17 protein-coding genes are annotated in these 20,496 nt (G+C 66.5%); 4 read left to right on the top strand and 13 right to left on the bottom strand.

Going from position 1 to position 20,496, the window contains the following annotated elements; translation table 11 throughout:
* Positions 1 to 130 precede the first annotated feature (130 nt).
* The 5 genes from AAF481_11725 to AAF481_11705 form a co-directional block, all read right to left on the bottom strand.
* A complete protein-coding gene (locus AAF481_11725) occupies positions 131 to 664 on the bottom strand; it encodes an OmpH family outer membrane protein (GenBank protein MEM7481835.1) in 534 nt (177 codons plus the stop codon).
* Positions 665 to 681: 17 nt separating this feature from the next.
* Positions 682 to 3,114: an outer membrane protein assembly factor BamA gene (bamA, locus tag AAF481_11720; GenBank protein ID MEM7481834.1), complete on the bottom strand. Its 2,433-nt coding sequence runs from the start codon at positions 3,112 to 3,114 to the stop codon at positions 682 to 684.
* Between the two features lie 473 nt (positions 3,115 to 3,587).
* Entirely contained in the window at positions 3,588 to 6,011 is a 2,424-nt protein-coding gene (locus AAF481_11715; protein MEM7481833.1) for an ATP-dependent Clp protease ATP-binding subunit, read from the bottom strand.
* Positions 6,012 to 6,149: 138 nt separating this feature from the next.
* The gene (locus AAF481_11710; GenBank protein MEM7481832.1) at positions 6,150 to 6,842 is read right to left on the bottom strand and encodes an ABC transporter ATP-binding protein; all 693 of its coding nucleotides are present in this window, start codon (positions 6,840 to 6,842) and stop codon (positions 6,150 to 6,152) included.
* 42 nt (positions 6,843 to 6,884) lie between these two features.
* The gene (locus tag AAF481_11705; protein MEM7481831.1) at positions 6,885 to 8,042 is read right to left on the bottom strand and encodes an FtsX-like permease family protein; all 1,158 of its coding nucleotides are present in this window, start codon (positions 8,040 to 8,042) and stop codon (positions 6,885 to 6,887) included.
* Between the two features lie 137 nt (positions 8,043 to 8,179).
* On the opposite strand from AAF481_11705, the gene AAF481_11700 reads away from it, so the two are divergent.
* Positions 8,180 to 9,040, top strand: coding sequence for a purine-nucleoside phosphorylase (locus tag AAF481_11700; GenBank protein ID MEM7481830.1), 861 nt, complete (start codon positions 8,180 to 8,182; stop codon positions 9,038 to 9,040).
* Between the two features lie 9 nt (positions 9,041 to 9,049).
* On the opposite strand, the gene AAF481_11695 is transcribed toward AAF481_11700, so the two are convergent.
* The gene (locus AAF481_11695; GenBank protein MEM7481829.1) at positions 9,050 to 10,672 is read right to left on the bottom strand and encodes a hypothetical protein; all 1,623 of its coding nucleotides are present in this window, start codon (positions 10,670 to 10,672) and stop codon (positions 9,050 to 9,052) included.
* A 21-nt stretch (positions 10,673 to 10,693) separates the two neighbouring features.
* Here AAF481_11695 and hpt point away from each other — a divergent pair, with 21 nt between their 5' ends.
* Together hpt and AAF481_11685 are read left to right on the top strand one after the other, a co-directional pair.
* A complete protein-coding gene (gene hpt, locus AAF481_11690; protein MEM7481828.1) occupies positions 10,694 to 11,269 on the top strand; it encodes a hypoxanthine phosphoribosyltransferase in 576 nt (191 codons plus the stop codon).
* Positions 11,266 to 11,661: a Rid family detoxifying hydrolase gene (locus AAF481_11685; protein MEM7481827.1), complete on the top strand. Its 396-nt coding sequence runs from the start codon at positions 11,266 to 11,268 to the stop codon at positions 11,659 to 11,661. The genes hpt and AAF481_11685 overlap by 4 nt, the downstream gene beginning before the upstream one ends.
* Here the strand turns inward: AAF481_11685 and AAF481_11680 are convergent.
* Genes AAF481_11680 through ftsY form a run of 6 tightly spaced genes read right to left on the bottom strand, consistent with a single transcriptional unit; the run spans position 11,658 to position 17,204 of the window.
* On the bottom strand, positions 11,658 to 12,683 hold the full coding sequence (locus tag AAF481_11680) for a GntG family PLP-dependent aldolase (protein ID MEM7481826.1): 1,026 nt from the start codon (positions 12,681 to 12,683) through the stop codon (positions 11,658 to 11,660). The genes AAF481_11685 and AAF481_11680 overlap by 4 nt on opposite strands.
* Positions 12,684 to 12,697: 14 nt before the next feature.
* Complete coding sequence (locus AAF481_11675) at positions 12,698 to 13,447, bottom strand: hypothetical protein (GenBank protein ID MEM7481825.1); 750 nt, start codon at positions 13,445 to 13,447, stop codon at positions 12,698 to 12,700.
* A gap of 23 nt (positions 13,448 to 13,470) precedes the next feature.
* Positions 13,471 to 14,472 carry a hypothetical protein gene (locus AAF481_11670; GenBank protein ID MEM7481824.1) on the bottom strand — a complete coding sequence of 334 codons (1,002 nt, stop codon included), beginning with the start codon at positions 14,470 to 14,472 and terminating at the stop codon, positions 13,471 to 13,473.
* 11 nt (positions 14,473 to 14,483) lie between these two features.
* Positions 14,484 to 15,095, bottom strand: a complete 612-nt coding sequence (locus tag AAF481_11665; GenBank protein MEM7481823.1) for a riboflavin synthase — start codon at positions 15,093 to 15,095, stop codon at positions 14,484 to 14,486.
* On the bottom strand, positions 15,059 to 16,246 hold the full coding sequence (gene ribD / locus AAF481_11660; protein MEM7481822.1) for a bifunctional diaminohydroxyphosphoribosylaminopyrimidine deaminase/5-amino-6-(5-phosphoribosylamino)uracil reductase RibD: 1,188 nt from the start codon (positions 16,244 to 16,246) through the stop codon (positions 15,059 to 15,061). The genes AAF481_11665 and ribD overlap by 37 nt, the downstream gene beginning before the upstream one ends.
* Entirely contained in the window at positions 16,182 to 17,204 is a 1,023-nt protein-coding gene (gene ftsY, locus AAF481_11655) for a signal recognition particle-docking protein FtsY (protein MEM7481821.1), read from the bottom strand. Before ftsY ends, ribD begins: the two co-directional genes overlap by 65 nt.
* Positions 17,205 to 17,317: 113 nt before the next feature.
* On the opposite strand from ftsY, the gene AAF481_11650 reads away from it, so the two are divergent.
* Entirely contained in the window at positions 17,318 to 19,096 is a 1,779-nt protein-coding gene (locus AAF481_11650) for an AarF/UbiB family protein (protein MEM7481820.1), read from the top strand.
* Between the two features lie 209 nt (positions 19,097 to 19,305).
* On the opposite strand, the gene AAF481_11645 is transcribed toward AAF481_11650, so the two are convergent.
* On the bottom strand, positions 19,306 to 20,487 hold the full coding sequence (locus AAF481_11645) for a patatin-like phospholipase family protein (GenBank protein ID MEM7481819.1): 1,182 nt from the start codon (positions 20,485 to 20,487) through the stop codon (positions 19,306 to 19,308).
* Positions 20,488 to 20,496 lie beyond the last annotated feature (9 nt).

The following is a 20,496-nucleotide window of genomic DNA, read 5'->3' as shown; positions in this document are numbered from 1 at the left end:
GACGTGGTCGCCGTGGATGGCGGTGAGGCTGAGAACATAGTTCTCGTTCGAGGGGGGCGCCCAGCCCCCCTCGAACGAGAAACTAGCAGGCCTACTGAAAGCATGCGCTAGGCGCTTCTTCAGCGGCCTGCTAGTTCGCCGAGTCGAGCCGCTGAATGATGTCTTGGGTGATGTCGACCTCGTCCGAGGCGAAGACCAAGCCGCTTTCGTACTTCCGGAAGATCATCGCGTAGCCCTGCTCCTGGCCGTAGGAGGCAATCAGCGGCATCACCTGCTGGTCGATCTTGCCGAGCACCTCTTCGCGCTTCTTGTTGAGTTCGCGGTTGGCGTCGTCCTGGAAACGGCGCAGGGCGATGCCCTTTTGCTCGAACTCCGTCTCCAACTCCGCCAGCTTGTCATCGGCTAGGGAGAGCTGACCCTCGGTGATGCGCTTCTGGAGGTCCTGAATCTCTTTTGCCAGCGCCTCACCCTCAGTCTGCTTGGCCTCCTGCAGGGTCTGCAACTCGGCCAGAGCGGCCTTGCCGACGGCGGAGGATCGAAGAACTTCTTCGGTATCGATGACGGCGTACTTCATCTCCTGCGCGCTCGCCGCAACAGGAACAACGAGAGCAACGATGAGCGCCGCGAGCAGCAGGCGACGAACTTGGGTACGGGTAGAAGACATGGGATTCTCCTTCATGGCTAGAAGCTACTTCCAATGGTGAACTGGAACGATTCGAACTGGTCGAACGGTTCGGGGTTGAGATTGAAGGCGTAGATAAAGCGCAGCGGGGCACCGAACACCGGCACCAGCACGCGCAGTTCGGCGCCGGCCGTGTAGCGCAGATCGCCGGCGTCGATGGTCGCACCCGGCGCCCAGGCCTGAGCCGCGTCGGCGAACAAGATCATCCGGAACGGACCGCCGGCGAGGTAGTGGTACTCCAGGTTGAGCTGGGCGAAGCGATCCCCGCCGATGACCAGGCCGGAGCTGTCGCGGAACAGGTTGCCGGTTTCGTCGCGCGGAAACAGCGAGCGCCGGGCGTGGCCGCGGATCGAGCGTTCGCCGCCGAGGACGTAGTACTCGAAGACCGACAGCAGGCCGTCACCGAAGGGTTCGATGTAGCCGATCTCGGCGTTCATCGCGAAGACGTGCTTGGTCGGATAGTCGTTGAGCGGCTTGAACAGGCTGAAAGACGCCTCCGGGCGCACGAATTCGTTGTTGCCGCCGAGGGCGCCACCGGAATATTCAGTGGAGAACGAGATCCGCCGGCCGCGGGTCGGTTCGAAGCGGTTGTCGATGCTGTTGAAGGACCAGACCGGCCGGATGGAGGAACTCTCGATATCGCGGTCGAGGGTGATGAATTCGTCCTCCGTCGGCGGATCGCCGTCCGGGTTGCCGGGGACGAAAAAGGACTGGGTGTCCTCGAAGGTGGCGAAGGTGTAGTTGACGGCGAAGGACTGGAAGAGGCTCAGGTTGCGGCCGTAGGTGAGCTGGATGCCCTCCTGATCCTGCCGGAAGTCACGAAACTCCGACAGGGAGCTGAAGTCCTGCTCGCTCTTGAAGATCCGGATACCCACCGTCTGCGGCTTGTCGAGGAAGTAGGGCACGAAATAACCGAGGTCGAACTGGGTGCGCAGGCGGCCGGACTGGAACGAGGCCTGTACCGACTCGCCGCGGCCGAGGAAGTTCTGGGTGCGGATGGCGAACTGGCCAAAGAAGCCGTCGAACTCGCTCCAACCGCCACCGAACTGTAGCTCCGTGCGGTCCGCCTCTTCGCCTTCGAAGGTCAGATTGACTTTCTGCTCTTCGGAGTCCACGTCCACCTGCACCGGGTCTTCCTCGTCGAGCTGGAAGTAGCCGAGCTGGTTGACCTTGTAGACGCTGGAACGCAAGGCGCCGAGGTTCATTACGAAGCCTTCCTGTAGCCGCACCTCGCGCCGCAGCACCTTGTCCTTGGTGCGGGTGTTGCCCTTGAATTCCACCCGGCCGACGGTGAACTGCTCGCCTTCGTCGATTTTCACCCGCACGTCCGCGACGTTGTTGTCGCGCTCGCGCAGTTCCGGCTCGATGGAAGCGAACATGTAGCCGGTGTTCTTGTAAAGGTCCGTCACCGACTCGATTCCGTCGTCGATCAGATTGGCCTTCAACCAACTGCCGGATTTGTTCTGGAACACCCTGAGGAGCGCCTGATCGGAGTAGGTTTCGTTGCCCTCGATGGTGATCTCGCCGAAGCGCCAACGCTCCCCTTCCTCCACCGGCACGGTCAGAAAAATGCGCCGTTTATCCTCGTTGCCGCCGACCTCGTCCACCCGGATCTCAGGCTCGCCCAGCAGCACGTTCTTGTAACCGGAGTTGCGGTAGAGGGTCTTGACTTTGTCGAGGTCTTCTTCGAGGCCCGCAGGGTTGTAGATGTCTCGCCGCAACAGGCGCGACAGGGGACCGCTCTCGCGCACCTTGCGCATGCGGGAGCGTAGCCGCAGGTCGCTGTAGACGGTGTTGCCCTCGAAGTCGATCTCCTGGATGCGGACGCGATCTCCTTCGTCGATGGTGTAAACCGCCCGGCGCTCTCCCGGCGAGATCTCCTCGATCTCGAAGCGCACCGCCGCGAAGCGATAGCCCTTGTCCTTGTAGGCCTGCTGGATGGCCGCCGCCAGGCGATTCAGCTCGCCGCGCTTCAGCGGACCGCCCTCGCGCACATCGATGCGCTCGGTGACGATCACTTCGCGAATGTCGCCGCGTTTGAGCTTCTTGAGGCCCTGGTAGTCGATGGAGCGCAGGACCGGCCGCTCTTCGATCTTCACGATCAAGCGAATGCCGTCGCCTTCGGCCACGCTGTCGATCTCGATGTCGCCGATCAGGTCGCGCTGCCAAAGGGCTTGGATATTTCGGTTCAGTTCTTCCTGATCGAGCTCTTGCCCTTCTTCCACCCCCAGGTAGTAGCGCACCGTCTCGGGAGTCAAGGACTGGAGGCCTTGGATCTCGATCGACCGGATCACCTGACTGTCGGGAATCCGAAGCTGCGCCGCGAGCGGCGGCCCGGCGATCCACGATAGAGCGAGCCACATCAGCGCCGGCAGCACCGCGAAGGAGCGAACCACGCCTCGGGCGCGGCCAGATCGGCGGGTTGGTGTCATGTCAGCACCCCTTGAAGTCATTTTTCATCAGACCCGTTTCCCATTCATTGCGTCGTACCGGCTCGTTTGCGGTGTCGTCGGGACTCGGGAATCCAGCGGGACCCGCCCTCAGCGGTGCGCGGCTGCCAAAAGTATGCTCTTTTCGGGCTTCACGCAACGCGCGGCCGTGCCGCGACCTTCATCCACAAGAGTCCGCTCGGCCCCGACAAGGGACCCCGCCGCCGTCCCTACCCTCCTGCACAGGTACGGCGCCCCTCACCCCTGGGATGCAAGGATTGTTCTCAGATCGTGGCTGAGCCTGCCTTTCTCACCAGCGACCGTAGCGAGAGGCCATAGGTCGCTGAAGATGCAAGGCATCCGCAGCTCCTGAGACGAAGGCGTACCGGCAGTACGTTGAGGAACAGGTTCTGCGGATAAAGCAGCAGATTCAGTGGCATATGGACTCGCAGTAGGTCGCCGGTCAGAAAGGCGGGCTAGTGCTCCTGAGCCGCCATTTCGGGCTTCCGGGTCTGGAAGTCGAGTTCGCCATCGGCCAGGGTCACCGCGATCTCTTCGATCGGTTCACCGTGCTGATGGATGAGGATCTCGGAGATGGCGTCCTGAATGTGGCGCTGGATCGTCCGGCGCAGCGGACGGGCGCCGGTCGACGGATCGATGCCCGCCTGGTCGAGCAGCCAGTCCTTGGCGGGAGCGTCCACCCGCACCCGCAAGCGGCGTTCGGCGAGGGTTTCATTGACGTCGACGAGCAAGATGTCGACGATCTCCCGCAGGCTCTCCCGGGACAGCGGCCGGAAGACGATCACCTCGTCCAGGCGGTTGATGAACTCCGGGCTGAATCCGCGCCGCAACTCCGCCAGGATCTCTTCCTGTAGGCGGTCGAAGCTCGCATCGGCGTCGCCCTCGCCGAACCCCATGCGGCCGCCGCGCAGCACCAGTTTGCTGCCTAGATTCGAAGTCATCAGCACCAGCGTGTTCTTGAAGTCGACGTGGTTGCCGTAGGAGTCCGTCAAAGTGCCGTCCTCGAGGATCTGCAGCAGCAGATTGGCGACATCCGGGTGCGCCTTCTCGATCTCGTCGAAGAGGATCAGCGAATACGGGTGGCGGCGCACCTGCTCGGTGAGTTGACCGCCCTCCTCGTGGCCGACATAGCCCGGTGGCGAACCGATCAGCTTGGACACCGCATGCTTCTCCATGTACTCGCTCATGTCGAAGCGCAGCAGGGCCTTCTGCGAGCCGAAGAGGAATTCCGACAGCCGCCGGGAGACCTCCGTCTTGCCCACCCCGGAGGGGCCCAGGAAGATGAACGAGCCCACCGGCCGCTGCGGGTTGCTCACCCCCAGGCGGGAGCGGCGGATGGCCCGGCTGATGGAACTGATGGCGCGATCCTGCCCCACCACCCAGCGGCGCAGGCTGGCCTCCATGTTCATCAGCTTCTCGGCTTCGATGGTCGCCAGGCTGGACACCGGAATGCCGGTCCAGGAGGAGATCACCTGCTCGATGTCCAGGCGGCGGACCACCAGGTCTGCACCGTCTTCCGGCACGCCCATCGACTCCAGGTCCTCGCGCAGCTCGATCTCCCGCTCGCGCAGATAGACAGCTTTCTCGAAGTCCTTGTCCGAAATCGCCGTTTTCATGTCGCGCACCACCTGGCGGATCTCCGCCTCCAGGCGCCGCAGGTTCTGGGTGTCGCGCACCCGCCGCAGCTTCACCCGGGCGCCGGCCTCGTCGATCACGTCGATCGCCTTGTCCGGGTGATGGCGGTCGGTGATGTAGCGGGAGGACTGGTAGATCGCCGAGCGCAGCGAATCCGCCGAGTAGCGCACCTTGTGGAAGTCTTCGTAGCGGTCCTTGACCCCTTCGAGAATCGCCAGCGTCTCTTCGTTGGTCGGCGGCGCCACCTGGATCGACTGGAAGCGCCGCAGCAACGAGCGGTCCTTCTCGATGTACTTGCGGTACTCCTTGAGGGTGGTCGCCCCAATGCACGAGATCTCGCCGCGGGACAGCGCCGGCTTCAGGATGTTGGCGGCGTCCAGCGAACCCTCGGCGGAGCCGGCGCCGATCAGCGAATGGATCTCGTCGATGAAGACGATCACGTCCTGACAGTCGCGCAGCTCTTTGAGGATGCCCTTCAAACGCTCCTCAAACTGGCCGCGGTACTTGGTGCCGGCGACGATCAGCGACAGGTCGAGAGCGACGATGCGCCGGCTCGCCAGGAAAATCGGCACTTCCCCGGCCACGATGCGTTGCGCCAGCCCTTCGACGATGGCGGTCTTCCCCACCCCCGGTTCGCCGAGCAGGATGGGATTGTTCTTGGTGCGCCGCGACAGGATCTGGATGATGCGGTCGACCTCATCTTCGCGACCGATCAGCGGATCGAAGGTGCCCTCCGCCGCCAGCGCTGTCAAATCGCGGCTGTATTCGGCGAGAAACGGCATCTCCTTCTTTTGCTGGGTCGCCTCTTGTTCCTTGGCGATGGTCAACACCTCCTCGCGCACGGTGTACACGTCCAAACCGTGCTGCGCCAGGATGCGCATGGCGAGGGAGCCCTCGACCCGCAGAATGCCGATCAGCAGGTGTTCGGAGCCCACCGCCTGATGCAGCATGCTCTCGGACTCGTGAGCGGCGTAGGCCAGAATCTTTTTGGACTCCTCGGACAGCGGCAGCTCCGCCGTCGAGGAGATGCGCTCGACGAACACCCGCTCGCCCTCGATCTCTTTGCGGACGTCGTCGGCCTTGATCTGGAAGCGCCGAAAGAGTTCATTGACGGTCTCTTCACCTTCGCGCAGGATGCCCAGCAGGATGTGCTCCGACTCGATCACCCGGCTGCCGAGCTTCGACGCCTCGTAGCGGGCAAAGAACAGAGCTCGGCGGGCCTTCTCGTTGTACTTCTCAAACATTGCGCGATTCTAGCCTCTTGCAGTTCAGGGCCTCGTGCGGTTCGGGCATCTGGCCCCTCCCTCACGGAAGAGACCCCGGGGCACTCTTGCTTCGGCTGCGGGTTCGTCGATCAGAGCCCTCAAGAACGGAGCCAAGCCCTAGTAAAGAATGGACTTAGTCTCTTCGAGAACACCGCCGTCGAGGGATAAAATCCTACCACATCGAGCGGCCAGGGACGGGTTGTGGGTGACCAGCACGGCGGTCGTTCCCCGGCGTTCCCGAAGTTCCAGCAGCAGATCGAAAACCTGCTCGCTCGACTCCGGGTCGAGATTGCCCGTCGGCTCGTCGGCCAGCAGCAGCGGCGGTTCGAGGAGGAGAGCGCGGCACAGGGCTACCCGCTGCCGCTCGCCGCCGGAGAGCTGCGATGGGAAGTGCTCCAGGCGATGCGACAGCCCCACCTCGTCGAGCAGCGCGCGGGCGCGCCCAGCCAAAGTGCCCGGCGCCTCACCGGCGATGCGCCCGGGCATCATCACGTTTTCGAGCGCCGTGAAGTCCGGCAGCAACTGATAGAACTGGAAGACAAAACCAATGGAGCGGTTGCGGAAGGCCGCCAACCGCTTGCCGGAGAACTGGGTGGGATCCAGCCCACCGATTTCGAGTACCCCGGAGTCCGGTCGGTCGAGGGTGCCCAAGAGATGCAGTAGGGTGGACTTGCCGGAGCCGGATGGCCCCACCACCGCCACCAGTTCGCCGGCCGCGACGTCGAGATCGGCGCCGCGCAGAACCTCCACCTGACGGAAGCCATCGCGGTAGCTCTTCGCGAGAGCGCGGGCAGTGAGGCCGACGCTCATCGGGGGTCCACCGGCCGAGGAATCGAGAAATCGTCCATCGCGCTATTGGGTCAGGGCCGCCACCGGCTGCACCGCCGCCGCCCGGCGCGCCGCGATCAACGAGAAGGTCAGCGCGAGGAACAGGGTCAGCCCCACAACCGCCGCCACATCGGCGGAGCGCACCAGAAACGGAATGTAGTCGAACACGAAGACGTCGCCGGGCATGCGGATCATCCGGAAGCGATCGAGTAGCCAAGCGCCCACCACCCCGCACAGGGTGCCCGCCAGCAAGCCGCGACCGGCGAGCAAACCGCCGAGAAGCAAAAAGGCGCGGGAGAGCGAGGGGCCGGACGCCCCCATCGCACCGAGCATGCCGATCTCCCCCTTCTTGTTCGCGATCACCAGCGACAGGGACGACACCAGCGACAAGGAAGCCACCAGCACCACCAGCGACACGGCGACGAACATCATCGCCTTCTCCAGCCGCAGGACGAAAAAAAGCGGCCGGTTGATCTCGCGCCAGGTGCGCAACCGGTTGCCCTCGGGCAGCAGCGGTGTGAGGCGGGACGCGAGGTCGATGGCCTCTTCGAGACCGCCGGCATCCACCTGTAGGCGCCGGGCCCGCACTCCGAAGAGCGCCTCGGCCACCGCCACCGGTACCGCGATACGGCTGCGGTCTTCCTGGGTGCGGGGTTTCGGAAAGGTGCCGGCGAGCGGCAGGCTGCGCACCCGCGGCTGCGGCGGCCCGAAGGGCATGAGGGTGGGTTTGGGCGACACCACCCGGGCGATGTCGCCGACCTCCAGGCCCCAGCCGTTGGCCAGAAAGGTGTCCACATAGAGACCCTCCGGACCACCGGCGGCCTGCGGGAAGGAGGCCGGCACGGAGCCGGCGAAGCCCACTACCTGCACCGCCTCCACCAGGCCGGATTCGGAGACCAGCCAGCCGCGGCCCTCGGCGGTGATCTGCGCGTCCACCACCTCGGGATGGTCGGAGACCGCTTGCTCGACGGCCACCGGTTCGGCCGACGCCGGCAGCTCAATCTCGATTTGGGGAGTGCGCGCCAGCACCTCCGTCCGCAGCACCCGCTGCAGCCCGGAGAGAGCGGCCAAGGAAAGCACCAGCGCCGCCACACCGACAGCGATCCCCCAGGAGGCCACCCGCGACAGAAAGCGCACGAAGGCGTCGCGGCGTGTGCTCCTCAGGTAGCGCCGGGCGAGCAACCAGGGAAACGAAGCTTCGATCAGGGCATCTCCATGAATGGAAGCTGAATCAGGGCGAGCAGACGAAAACGGGCATCCGATGGGGTGCCTCCGATGGGAAACATAGCAGCTCCCCGGACTGCTACGATACCCCTCCCATGAACGAGCCCAGCCACACTGGCGAACTCTCCGCCGAGCAGGCCATCGACCGAGGAGTCGCCCGCTACGACGCCCTCGGCTGGCCCCGGCCGGACGCCCTGGTGGTGTCCGGATCCGGTCTGGCGGTGGACCTCGGCGAGGTGGTGTACGGGCCGCAGCCGTTGACCCGCCTACTGCCCTTCGAGGTGGCGGCGATCGAGGGCCACCCGCTCTCCATCGAGCTGCTGCAACCGGCGCCTGAACGCCACGTGCTGTACGTGCGCGGGCGATTGCACAGCTACCAGGGATTCGATGCCCATCAAACGGTGTTCATGACCCGCCTGGGCTGGTTCCTCGGTGCCCGGGCACTGTTGATGACCAACGCCGCCGGCGGACTGCGGCGCGGCCTGGCGCCGGGTGACCTGGTGGTGGTCGAGGATCACCTCAACCTGATCGGTATGAATCCCCTCCGTGGCGCCCTACCGGCGGCCTGGGGACCGCAGTTCCCGGACATGACCCAGGCCTACGACCCAGCCCTACGGGCCCTCGCCCGGCATCACGGCGAGGAGTTGGGTATCGAGCTGACGAGCGGCACCTACGCCGGCCTACCCGGTCCGAGCTACGAAACGCCGGCAGAAGTGCGCATGCTGCGCGCCCTGGGAGCGGACTTGGTGGGAATGTCGTCGGTGCTGGAGGTGATCGCGGCGAACCACCTGGGGTGCCGCTGCTTCGTCATGTCGCTGGTCACCAACGCCGCCGCCGGCGATACCGGTGAGGCCTTGGATCACGACGAGGTGGTGGAAGCCGGCAAGGTCGCCGCCCGGGACGTGTCGCGACTGCTGGCAGCGATGATCGCGGATCCCGACTTGATCCCTGGGTAGGCTCGGCGGTTAGGACTCCGTCGCGGCGCTATTCGACGCCCCGTCCCGGTAGACCAGCAGCCAGAGCGAGACGTACTCGCGCATCAAGCGCATTTTGAGCAACTCCACGCCGCGCGCCTCCTGCGCCCTTCCCTGGCGGACGAGGTTGCGGCCGATGGACTCGAAGCGCCCGAGCATTTCGTCGGCGATGCGCACGCTGGTGCGGGCGATGGCCACCGGCGAGGTGCCGTCCACCACCGTGTCGTCGAGGGTCTCGCGCACGCGTTCCAGCTCCTCCGCCAAACGCTGCCGCAAGGCTGCGGCGCGCAGGATGAATCGGTCCATCTGGGCATCCCCGCCGCCGCCGGACCGAGCATGCAGGCGGTCCGCCTGCAGCAGGTTGCGGAAGGCGACCACCTCGCGCTCTTCGAGGGCCAGGTGGAAGACGTCCGGCGTCAGGCTCACCGCCTTCGGCGGCGCGCCCAGGGTGGTGCCGCTCAAAGCCTCGATCAGCCGCTCCAGGTGTTCGGCAACCCACTGGCCGTCGTCGTCCACCGCCTCCGCCGGAGCGAGATCGGGCTGCGCCGCGGCGGAATCCTCTTCGTCCCGGCCGAAGGGGTCGAGGGCGACGGCGTCGAGGTCCGGCGCCTCCGCTTGGGACGGCGACAGGCGCGGCATCAGGGACCGCACCCGCTTGCGAATGTGCGCCAGGTCGTCGAGGCGCAGGTCGTCCCGCTGCAGATGCTCTTCGAAGCGCTCGACTTCGCTGCGTAGCTGATCGAGATCCGACTCCATCGAGGCGTCCGTCTCCACCTGCCGTTCGAGATCGAAGATCTGCTGGTAGTCCGTGAAGATGCGCCGCTCCTCGCGGCTGTAGAGGTCGCGCACTTTATTCTTGAAAGCGAGATTGGCCTCGACCATTGCCATCAACATCTCCGGCTCGAAGAACAATTCACCCAGGCTGTGCTTCAAGGTGCGATAGCGCTGCACCAGACGCTCTTCGTTGAGCTTGTCGAGATCATCGATGGCGGTCACCTCTTCCGCCAGATCCTGAATCCGCTGGCGCCGCTTGACCACCACCTCCGGGTCCTTGGGCGAACCCGGCAGCAGGCTGCGCAGATTGCGATAGACCTCTTCCAGGCGGCGGCGATCGCGCAGCCGCACGGGCCCCTTGCCGTCCGACTCTTCTTCGCCCATGCGGCTCAAGAGAAAGTCGATCTTGTCGATGCGGTCCGCCTGCCAGGCCTCCCCCGGATGGGAATAGAGGTAGAACCGCACGAGCTGCATCAGAATCTTCTCGTCGTACTTCCGGAAGCGCATGAAGAACTGCCGCAGGAAGGACGGATCGACTCTGCTATCCTCCGCCAGCAGCGCACCCATCAGCTCCCGAAGCTGCCGATCCACGGCGTCCATCTGGTTCGCCAGGCCTCCCGCCTCGGAGGCGTTGAGGTTCTGGGAAATGTCCTTCAATCGGCCGTAAAGGTGCTGGAATTCCGCCGGATACCGATCGTCGAAGCCTTCGAAGAACAGCTTCGCAAGACTCTGCAAGAACTGATGAAAAACCCAGGCGGCCCGGAAGCGCTGAGAGAGCGATACGTAGCGCCGGTGAAGCACATTGAGTTGCTCGACGGACATGCTGTCTTCGACCTTCATAGGAGAGGCCCATTCTAGATGATGGCTGACCAAAACCCGAATTCGAGTCCCCGAGTCCTCATCTCCCGGGAGCGGCTGGAAGCCCGCGTCGCCGAGATGTCCGCCGAGATCGAGCGCGATTACCTGCGGCGGGCCGAGGAACTCGGCGAGGGATCGGCGCCGCAACCGCTGCTGTGCATCGGCGTGCTCAAGGGCTCTGTCTTCTTCATGGTGGACCTTCTGAAGGAAATCGAGACACTGCCGGTGAAGGTGGACTTCTTTCAGACTTCTAGCTACCGCGACGGCACCAGCCCCGGCGAGGTACGCATCCTCAAGGACGTCGACCTGGCCATCCGCGACCGCGATGTGCTGCTGATCGAGGACATCGTCGACACCGGCTTCACCCTGTCCACCATTCTGGCGCTGCTCAAGCACCGCGGCGCCCGCAGCGTGCGGCTGTGCGCTCTCCTCGACAAGCGCGAGGCGCGCAAGGTGAACGTGCCGATTGACTACTGTGGCTTCGAGATCGAAGACCTGTTCGTGGTCGGCTACGGCCTCGACCTGGCCGACCGCTACCGCAACCTGCCGTACATCGGCGTTTACGAGGAAGACTTCTGATGAAACTGAAGAACACGGACCGCGCCCCGGCGGCGGTCGGACCCTACTCCCAGGCCGTCGAGGTCGACGGATTTCTCTACACTTCCGGCCAGATCGGTCTCGATCCGGCAACGGAAGAGATGGTCCAGAGCACGGACGGGGAGAGTGACTTCGAGGCTCAGGCGAAGCAGGTGCTGGCGAATCTCGAAGCGGTTCTGGCCAACTCCGGCTGCACCTTCTCGGACGTCGTCAAGGCGACCATCTACGTGATGGACATGGGGAATTTTGCGACTCTGAACACCCTCTACGGGGAAGCGATGGGCGACCACCGACCGGCCCGCTCGACGGTGCAGGCAGCGGGCCTGCCGAAGGGTGCGCTGGTGGAGATCGACCTGGTGGCGCGACTCGGCTAGCAGGCTCGGAGCGTGCGAATCACCTGGATTGCTTGATCCACATCGTCCGACGATACATCCCGGTGGGTGACGAATCGCACCGCCTCGGCGCTCACCGGAACGGCCATCACGCCCGCCCGCGAGGCCTGTCGACAGAAGGTGTAGGCGTCGCCACCGGGCGGCGAGGCGATGACGATGTTGGTCTCCACCCGCTTCAGATCGATGCCCCAACCGGGCAGCGCCGCTAGCGCTTCGGCCAGCCGCCGGGCGTGGCGGTGATCCGCCGCCAAGGCCGCCGGCCCCTCTTCCAGCGCCAGAAGTCCCGGCGCCGCCAGCACCCCCACCTGGCGCATCGCCCCGCCGAACATCTTGCGCACCCGCCGGGCCTCGGCGATCCAGGGCCGGGAGCCGGCGAGGAGCGATCCGGCCGGCGCTCCGAGTCCCTTCGACAGGGCGATCATCACTGAATCGCAGCCGGCGGCCAGCTCCGCCACCGGCAAGTCGAGGGCGACGGCGGCGTTGAATAGGCGCGAGCCGTCCAGGTGCACCGGCAGCTCGTGGCGCCGAGCGACCGCCAGCAGCGATGCGAGTCGATCCCGCCGATAGATCGTGCCGCCAGCCATGTTGTGGGTGTTTTCAAGGGACAGGAGCGCCGTGCGGGAGCGGTAGACCACCTCCGGCGCGATCGCCTTCTCCACGTCCTCCGGCGCCAGCAGCCCCGCCTCGCCGGCCACCGGTTTCGGCAGCAGTCCGGAGAGGGCGGCCATGGCGCCGAGCTCGTAGAGCAGAATGTGGCTCTCGGCCTCACAGACCACCTCGCAGCCGGGACGACCGTGGAGGTGGAGGGCGATCTGGTTGCCCATGGTGCCGGAGGGCACGAAGAGGGCCGCCTCCTTACCCAGGAGCTCCGCCGCCCGCTCCTCCAGCCGGATCGCCGTCGGGTCTTCGCGGAACACATCGTCGCCGACCTCGGCATCGGCCATCGCCCGGCGCATCCGTTCACTCGGCCGGGTGACCGTGTCGGAGCGGAGATCGATGCTCATCGAGAATCCCGACCCTACAAGCCGATCGAGACGCGCACCGCGCCCTGGAACGACTCGCCCTGCTCCAGCTCGAAGTTGATCTTCGGCACCAGCAGGTTAACGGTCACCCCGGCGTAGGCGAAGGTGCCGTCCTCGCTGCGGCTGAACCTTCCGCCACCGGATCGCTCCAGATCCCCTTCGCCGCGGTAGAACCCCACGCCGACATAGGGCGTGAACAGCGGAAAGCCTTTCGAAAGCAGCACTTCGGCACCGTAGATTTCCACCTGGTAGGGACCGCTGTCGAGGTTCTGGGTACCGGTCAGGCGCAGCGACAGAGCCGGTTTCAAGGCGCCTCCCTTGAGGATCGCCCACTGCAGGTCGGCGGAGAGCAGCTCGATGTCGCCGTCGACTGCCCGGGCATAGCCCGCGCCGAGATCGAACCCGCCGGGCAGCCCCTTGCGGGCTCCCACCCGCACGAAGGCCAGGGCGTCGCCGGGCAGGCTGCCGTCGATCGCCGCCAGGAAGGCGTCGTCGTCGCCAGCATCGAGATCCGCCGACAGGTCGGCATAGATGTCGAAGCCGACCAGACCCAGGGGCGCCGCGCCGTGGCGGGCGTAGGGATAGGCGGCGAAGACCATCCGGTCATGGAACAGACGGAAGGTCTCCTGCGACATACCGGTGTCAACGTCCCAGGCCAGCGCCGGACCGGCGAAAGCCACGCCCAGAGCCAGGCATAGGGAGAGGCCGAGAAGTCGGGTTCTTCGGAACGTCTCTCTGACTCGCATCGCAATTCTCCTCCGTTGGAGATCTACTCCGTACCCAAGTACTCGGCCAACAGCCGCGCGGCGAGATCCTCTCCGGCGGTGTCATCGCCAGGGCCGGCGACCACCGTGCGGATCACCTCGGCGCTCTGGCCGTCGACCGCCTCGACCACCGCCAGGTTGCCCTCCCGCGCCAGGGCGGCTACATCGTAGCCCGTCTCGTCCGCCCAGCGGGCGGCCCGAAAGAAGGCCTGGCCCTGGGGGTCCGGCCGGCCGAGGCGCAGCCACAATTCGCCGGCCAGGGCCAGGCGCTCCGCCAACCGCGCGTTGTTCCGCACCCGCGCCGAAGCCGCCACCCGCGGCGGGCGGGCCAGGAAGGGCGCCAACCCGTACCGGGCGGCCGCCTGGGAAAACGCGCGCTCGTCCGGCCGCGGGCCGTGAAACAGCTCTTCGAACACCTCGTCTCCCCAACGCTCCGCCAGCGTGCGGCGCTCGACCGGCGTCAACTCCGGCACCACCGGCTGGACCACCGAGAAGCCGGCGGTGCGAAGGGCCCGGAACTGCTCGTCCCATGTCCCCGGGTCAGTGCTCAGGCCGGGAATCAGCGGCCAGACGGCGATGCCATCGCCTGTGGGTTGCCGCGGCCAGGTCCAGGACTCCTCGCCCAGCAGAGCGGCCAGGGGGTCCCAGGCCACGGTCAACGCTCGACGACTCGTAGTCGGCGGACGGTCGAAACCCACCGAGCACTGCAAGAGCAAAGAAGCGCCATCCTTGGCCGAACCTTCCGCCCAGGCCGAGCGCGAGGCTCCCGAGGCGGCATCCACCGGCGGCAGGTAGAGAAGGCCGGGCGGGCGCTGGGGAGGGAAATCGAGCGGGCGCCCTTCGCCCTCAGGGCCGCCGGAAGTGAGGGAAGATGACCCGATGGCACTCCGCGCCAGATCCGTCCACGGCCCAGACGCCGCCGGCCAAGGCTGTGGCCGCTGACGAATCCAGAAGCGCCCGGGCTCGACCGGTTGCGGGATCCAGCGCACCGCCCGACTGCTCTTCACGGCATCGGCCTTCACGCTGTCGGTAGCCGCGCCGCGACGGCCCGCTCGACGTACTTGGCGAGGACATCCACTTCGAGATTCAACCGGTGTCCGACGCCGGTCGCCCCGAGGGTGGTGACTTCGAGGGTGTGCGGGATCAGGGTGACGGAGAAGCGGTCCTCCGCGAGGGCCGCCACCGTCAGGCTCACCCCGTCGAGGGTGACGGAGCCTTTCTCCACCACATAGGCGGCGAGCGATTCCGGCAGCGCCACGGTCAGCCAACAGTGGTCTTCGAGGTCTTGCCGCCCGACCACCGCCACACAGCCGTCCACGTGCCCCTGCACCCAGTGGCCGCCGAGGGCATCGCCCACCCGCAGGGCCGGCTCCAGGTTGACCGGAGAACCGGCTTGGAGATCGCCGAGATTGGTGCGGGCGAGGGTTTCCGGCGCCAGTTCCACAACGGATCGCTCGGCTTCCCCGTCCGTCACCGTCAGGCACACGCCGGCCACCGCCAGACTGGCGCCCGGGCTCAGCCGCTCACCCAAGTCCTGCCGGTGGGCGATCTCCAGCCGACTTCCTCCACGACCGGAAGGGGTCGGTGCCGAAGCTATGCGCCCAAGCTCTGTAACAAGGCCGGTAAACATCCGTCCCTCAATCCTTCGAGAATTCGGTCCGGACCGCGCCGCCGGCTCCGGAAAAAGCTCACATCGGGGGTCGCGGCGAGGCTCGAAAAGCCGCGGCCGGAGACCGGGCCCGGAGCATCGCGCCCACCGATCAAACGCGGCGCCAGCACCACGACCACACGGTCCCATAGGCCAGCTTCGACGAAGGCGGCGGTCACTTCGCCACCGCCCTCCACCAGCAGACTGCGGACGCCACGCTGGTGGAGGTCCGCCAACACCTCCGCCGGCGACGCCTGCGGCAAGGCCACCACCTCGGCGCCCGCCTCCCCCAGGGGCGCGGCCGCAGTTTTCATTTCGGCCTCGGCGCCGACGAGCCGGCGAGTGTACACCAGCACCGGACCCGCCTCGGCCAGCATCCGGGCCGCCGCCGGCAGGCGCAGGCGGCGGTCGAGCACCGCCCTCACGATCGGCCCCTCGGCCCGTCCTCGGCGCCGGGTGAGGCGGGGATCGTCCGCCAGCGCCGTACCGCTGCCCACCAGGATGGCGTCGTGCTCTTCGCGCAGAGCGAGGGCCCAGCGTCGGGCCGGCGGCGAGGAGATCCACTGGCTTTCGCCGCTCGCCGTGGCGATCTTGCCGTCGAGGCTCATCGCCCACTTGATGGTGACCGCCGGCCGCCGGTGGACCTGGGCGGTGAGGAAGGACAGGTTGAGGTGTACCGCCTGTTCCGCCTTCACCCCCACCTTCACCTCGATGCCGGCCGCCCGCAGGGCGGCGAAGCCGGCGCCGGCGACCCGCGGATCGGGATCCCGGTGACAGGCCACCACCTCAGCGACGCCGGCTGCCTTCACCGCCTCCACGCAGGGCGGCGTGCGGCCCTGGTGGGAGCAGGGCTCCAAGGTGACGTAGAGGGTGGCGCCGCGGGCACGCTCCCCGGCTTCCTCCAGGGCCACCACCTCGGCGTGGGGACCGCCGGCACGCTGATGGTGGCCGCGGCCCACCACCACCCCGTCGGCGACCACTACGGCGCCGACCATCGGGTTCGGCGAGGCGGTCCAGCGGCCGAGGGCAGCGAGCCGCAGGGCCAAGCTCATCAACCTGGCCTGGGATTCAGCCGAGGAGCGCAGTGGCGAACTCCCGCGGCCGAAACTCGACCAGATCCTCCGACATCTCACCGACCCCCAGGTAGAGCACCGGTAACCCCAGCTCGCGGGCTACGGCCACCGCCATGCCGCCCTTGGCGGTGCCGTCCAATTTGGCGAGAAGCACCCCGTCGATGGGGATCACCTGGCTGAAGGTGCGGGCCTGGGAGATGGCGTTTTGGCCGGTGGTGGCGTCGAGCACCAGCACCGTCCGGCGCGGCCAGCCCTCGGCCTCGCGGTCGATCACCTTGCCGATCTTGCCCAGCTCCTTCATCAGGTATTCCTTGGTGTGGAGCCGGCCGGCGGTGTCCACCAGCAGCTCGTCCACCCGCCGGGCGCGGGCCGCCTGCAGGGCGTCGAACACCACCGAGGCGGGATCGGCGCCGGCGGAGGAACGGATCACCTCCACCCCGAGACGCTCGCCCCACAGGGAAATCTGCTCGATCGCCGCCGCGCGGAAGGTATCGCCGGCGGCCATCAACACGGACTTGCCGCGACGCTGCCCGTGGTGCGCCAGCTTGGCGATGGAGGTCGTTTTGCCGACGCCGTTGACGCCGATCATCAGGGTGACCAACGGTGCACCGGGGCGGCCCTCGGGGGGCGCCTTCTGGCGGCCTTTGAGTTCGGCGTCCATCAGCATTAGGGCCATCTCGTCCACCAGCATTTCGCGCAGCTTCAGGATGTCCACCGCCTGGCCTTCGCGCACGTCGGCGCGGATGCGCTCGACCAGTTCCAGCGAGGCTTCCACCCCGATATCGGCACTGATCAGGGCTTCCTCCAGAAACTCGAGGGTTTCGTCATCGAGGGTGGCGCGGCCTTCGAGGGCGGCCCCCACCTTGTCGATGATCTCCGTATGGGTCATCAGGAGCCCGCGCTTGAGCTTCTTCCAGAAGCCCTTCGGCTGCTCCTCCGGCGACGGCAGCTTGCGCTCCGGCGCCAGTTCCAGGTTCTGTTCTTCCAGGGTGTCGTGGTCGCTCGTGGGACTGCTCATGGAGAGAATCATAACGTGGCGCGGGGCGCGCCAGGACCCTTGGAATGAGGGATTTTCCCTCCCCGCCAGCTGACCGGCCGCCAGCTTGCGGTAGCATCCGTCGAGAGCCCATCATGGCCCAGCCCACGCCCTCTCCGCCCAACCCCTCGACCCCCGGCGCGGACCCGGTTCCGCCCGGTCCGCTTTCCGATACCTCTTTCGAAGTGCGGCAGATGAGCACCACCGGCGGTTTGCCGCGGCGGGTGTTCACCGTGTACCGGCATGCCCTGGGGTTGATCTACGGCCAGCTTCTCGCCTCCGTGCGGGATGCGCCGGCCCGCAAGCGACGGGGGTTGGGATTCCGCCTGCGGCAGCTCCTGGCGCTCCTCTTCCGGCCGCTCTATGCCGCCTCGCCGCTGGTCAAACGGCCCTTCCCGGAGCAGCTCCGGCGGCGCCTGGAATTGCTCGGGCCGACCTACATCAAGCTCGGACAGGTGCTCTCCCTGCGCTCGGACATCCTGCCGAAGGCGCTCACCGAAGAGCTCAAGCTGCTCCTCGATCGCCTGCCGGTGGTGCCCTTTCCGGTCTTCATGGAGCGGGTCGAAGAAACCCTCGGACACTCCGCCGACGAGATCTTCGACTGGATCGACCCGGAGCCCCTGGGCTCCGCCTCCATTGCGCAGATCCACCGCGGCACCTTGAAAGAGAGCTTGAATCAAGGGCCGAGAGTCGACGACGATGCCGCCGACGGCCCCGGCCCAGCGGTCATTCTCAAGGTCGTCAAGCCCGGCATCCGCGAGACCCTGGAGCGCGACGCCAAGCTGCTGTGGCTCCTCGGCCGGATCCTGCAGTGGGCCTTCCCGCGCTACCAGCCGCGCCGCATGATCGACGAATTCGTCACCTACACCCGACGGGAGGTGGATCTACGCCTCGAAGCGGACAACGCGGAAATCTTCGCCGCCAATTTCGAGGATCAGCCGGAGGTGGTCTTCCCGCGGGTCTATCGCCACGCCAGCGGCCGCAACCTGTTGACCATGGAGTACTTCGCCGGCGAGCGGCCAGACTCCCTGCGCGCCCGCAACCTGGCACCGGCGGAGCGCAAGCGGTTGATCGAGCTGGGGGCCGCCGCCATCGTCCGCATGATCTACCGCGACGGCTTCTTTCACGCCGACCTCCACCCGGGTAACCTGATGGTCCTCCCGGGACCCAAAGTCGGCTTCATCGATCTCGGCATGGTCGGCCGCTTCGACGATGAACTGCGCCGCGGCCTGCTCTACTACTTCTACTGCCTGGTGATGGGCGACTCCGAGAACGCCGCCCGCTACCTGGCCGCCACCGCCACCGCCGGGGCCGGCAGCCAGCCGGCCGCCTTCCGGCGCGAGGTGTCCGAAATCTGCCAGCGCTGGCACCGAAGCGCCAACTTCCGCGACTTCTCCCTCGGCCAGCTGATCATGGAATCCGTCGAGCGCGGCGCCCGTCACCGCATGTACTTTCCGGTGGAGATGGTGCTGATGACCAAGGCCCTGGTGACCTTCGAAGGGGTGGGCCAGATCCTCGAACCGGATTTCGACGTAGTGGCCGTCGCCCAGCCGCCCACCCAGGCGCTTCTTCTCCAGCAGCTCAACCCCCTGCGTCTGGTCGAAGCCGGCCTGCGCAACGCGCCGGAAATGTTCGACGCCTTCATCAAGACCCCGGCCCTCGTCAGCGAGGCCATGCGGCTCCTCGAACAGCAGAGCCAGCGCCCCCAGCCTCAGCCCTTCGCCGGCCTACGGAGCACCCTATTCGGCGGCTTCTGCCTGGTCGCCGGAGCCATTCTGTTCGTTGCCGGCGGCACCTCCTGGTCGCCCCAGCACTGGGGGGCGGTGGCGCTTTTTCTGTTGGGTGGGATGCTGGCGACCCGGCGGCGGGAGTAGGGCACAGGGCCGAATCCAAGTCGATGGGCAGCAACCGCTCCTCCCGGACGGCGAGCGGTTCCGGCTGAACCTGCAGAACGCCTACGATCTCGACGTCGAACGGGATCAACTCGGCGGTCGCCTCACCGAGGAGGTCGAGGTTCTTCCCAGGGCCTCGTAACCCCGATGACCACCACCTACCTGACCGATTGGCTAGGAAAAGATCGCCTTTATCCCGCGTCCAGCAGTGCGTCCAGGCGATCCAGAGCCGCATTCAGCCGCGGCGCGACGTCCGCCTTGGCCTCCACGCCGTCCCACAGGGAACGCTCCCCTTCCAGCACTCCCGGCCGGAAGCGGATTCCGTAGGGCGCGAGAACCTCGCTGATTGCGTCTTGGCGCTCCCGCAGGTGCTCGCGGGTGCTGCGGTAGCCGTGCTCGCAGACGGCCCTTCGATCGGAAAAGCTGAAGATGTTGGTGAAGAACATCCGGAAGTCGTCGCGCCGCGGTTCGAACAGCAGCACATCGCGATCCGCAAACTGCGCTTCGCTCTTTTTCAGGCCCGCTTCGAGGCGGGAGCGGATGAGAGTACGCAGGGTCTGCGACAGCACCGCCGGCAGACCGCGATCCACCAGCTTGCCGCGCTTCATGACCCCTTCCTCCACCGCCTTGGCGGTGTCCACCGGCACGATCGGATTGATCGCCAGCAAGAGATCGGCACCGGCTTTGAGGGCGGTCGAAGCGTGCACTGTCTTCAACAGCACGCCGTCCACGTAGTGTCGCCCTTCGATCTGGACCGGCGCGAAGAAACCCGGCAGGGCGGAACTCGCCTGCACTGCTTTGGAGATGGGAATGTGGTCCCGGCCCGTTTCGCCGAAACGCACGGCGCGCCCGGAGTCGAGGTCCGAGGCGACGATCACCAACCGGCGGCGGAGCTGGCGGAAGTCGTCGGTACGGCCCTCCCTGCTGAATACCGATTCGAGGTACTGGCCGATCCGCCCGCTGTTGAACATCCCCACGGGCAGGGCTCGGCTCAACCGCAGCAGCGGTTCGAGGGGGCTGAAATTGCTCGGCTTGCGAACGAAATCCAACAAACCACCGGCGAGCAGGCCGGGCACCATGGTGGCGCGGCGGGCGACCTCTCCAACGGCCGGCGCGAAGAAATTCTCCGGCGCGAAAGGACCCTCGTCGGTACCGTCCGAGGCCACCACCCGACAGAGCTGCCGGACGGTCACACCGTTGGCGAGGCAGGCGCCGACGAAGGCACCGGCGCTCACGCCGACATAGATGTGGAGGTCCGTGAAGTCGAGCCCTTGGAGGCTCTCTTCGAGCGCTCGCAGAGCACCGATCTCGTAAACCGCACCCTCGGGACCGCCGCCGGCCAGGGCGAGCCCGATCTTTTTTGAGCTCGCCATGGCCCGTCG

The organism is Acidobacteriota bacterium, from assembly GCA_039030395.1.
Lineage (GTDB): Bacteria > Acidobacteriota > Thermoanaerobaculia > Multivoradales > JBCCEF01 > JBCCEF01.
The sequence above is the reverse complement of the archived record's forward strand: the minus strand, read 5'-3'. Positions and strand labels throughout refer to the sequence as shown.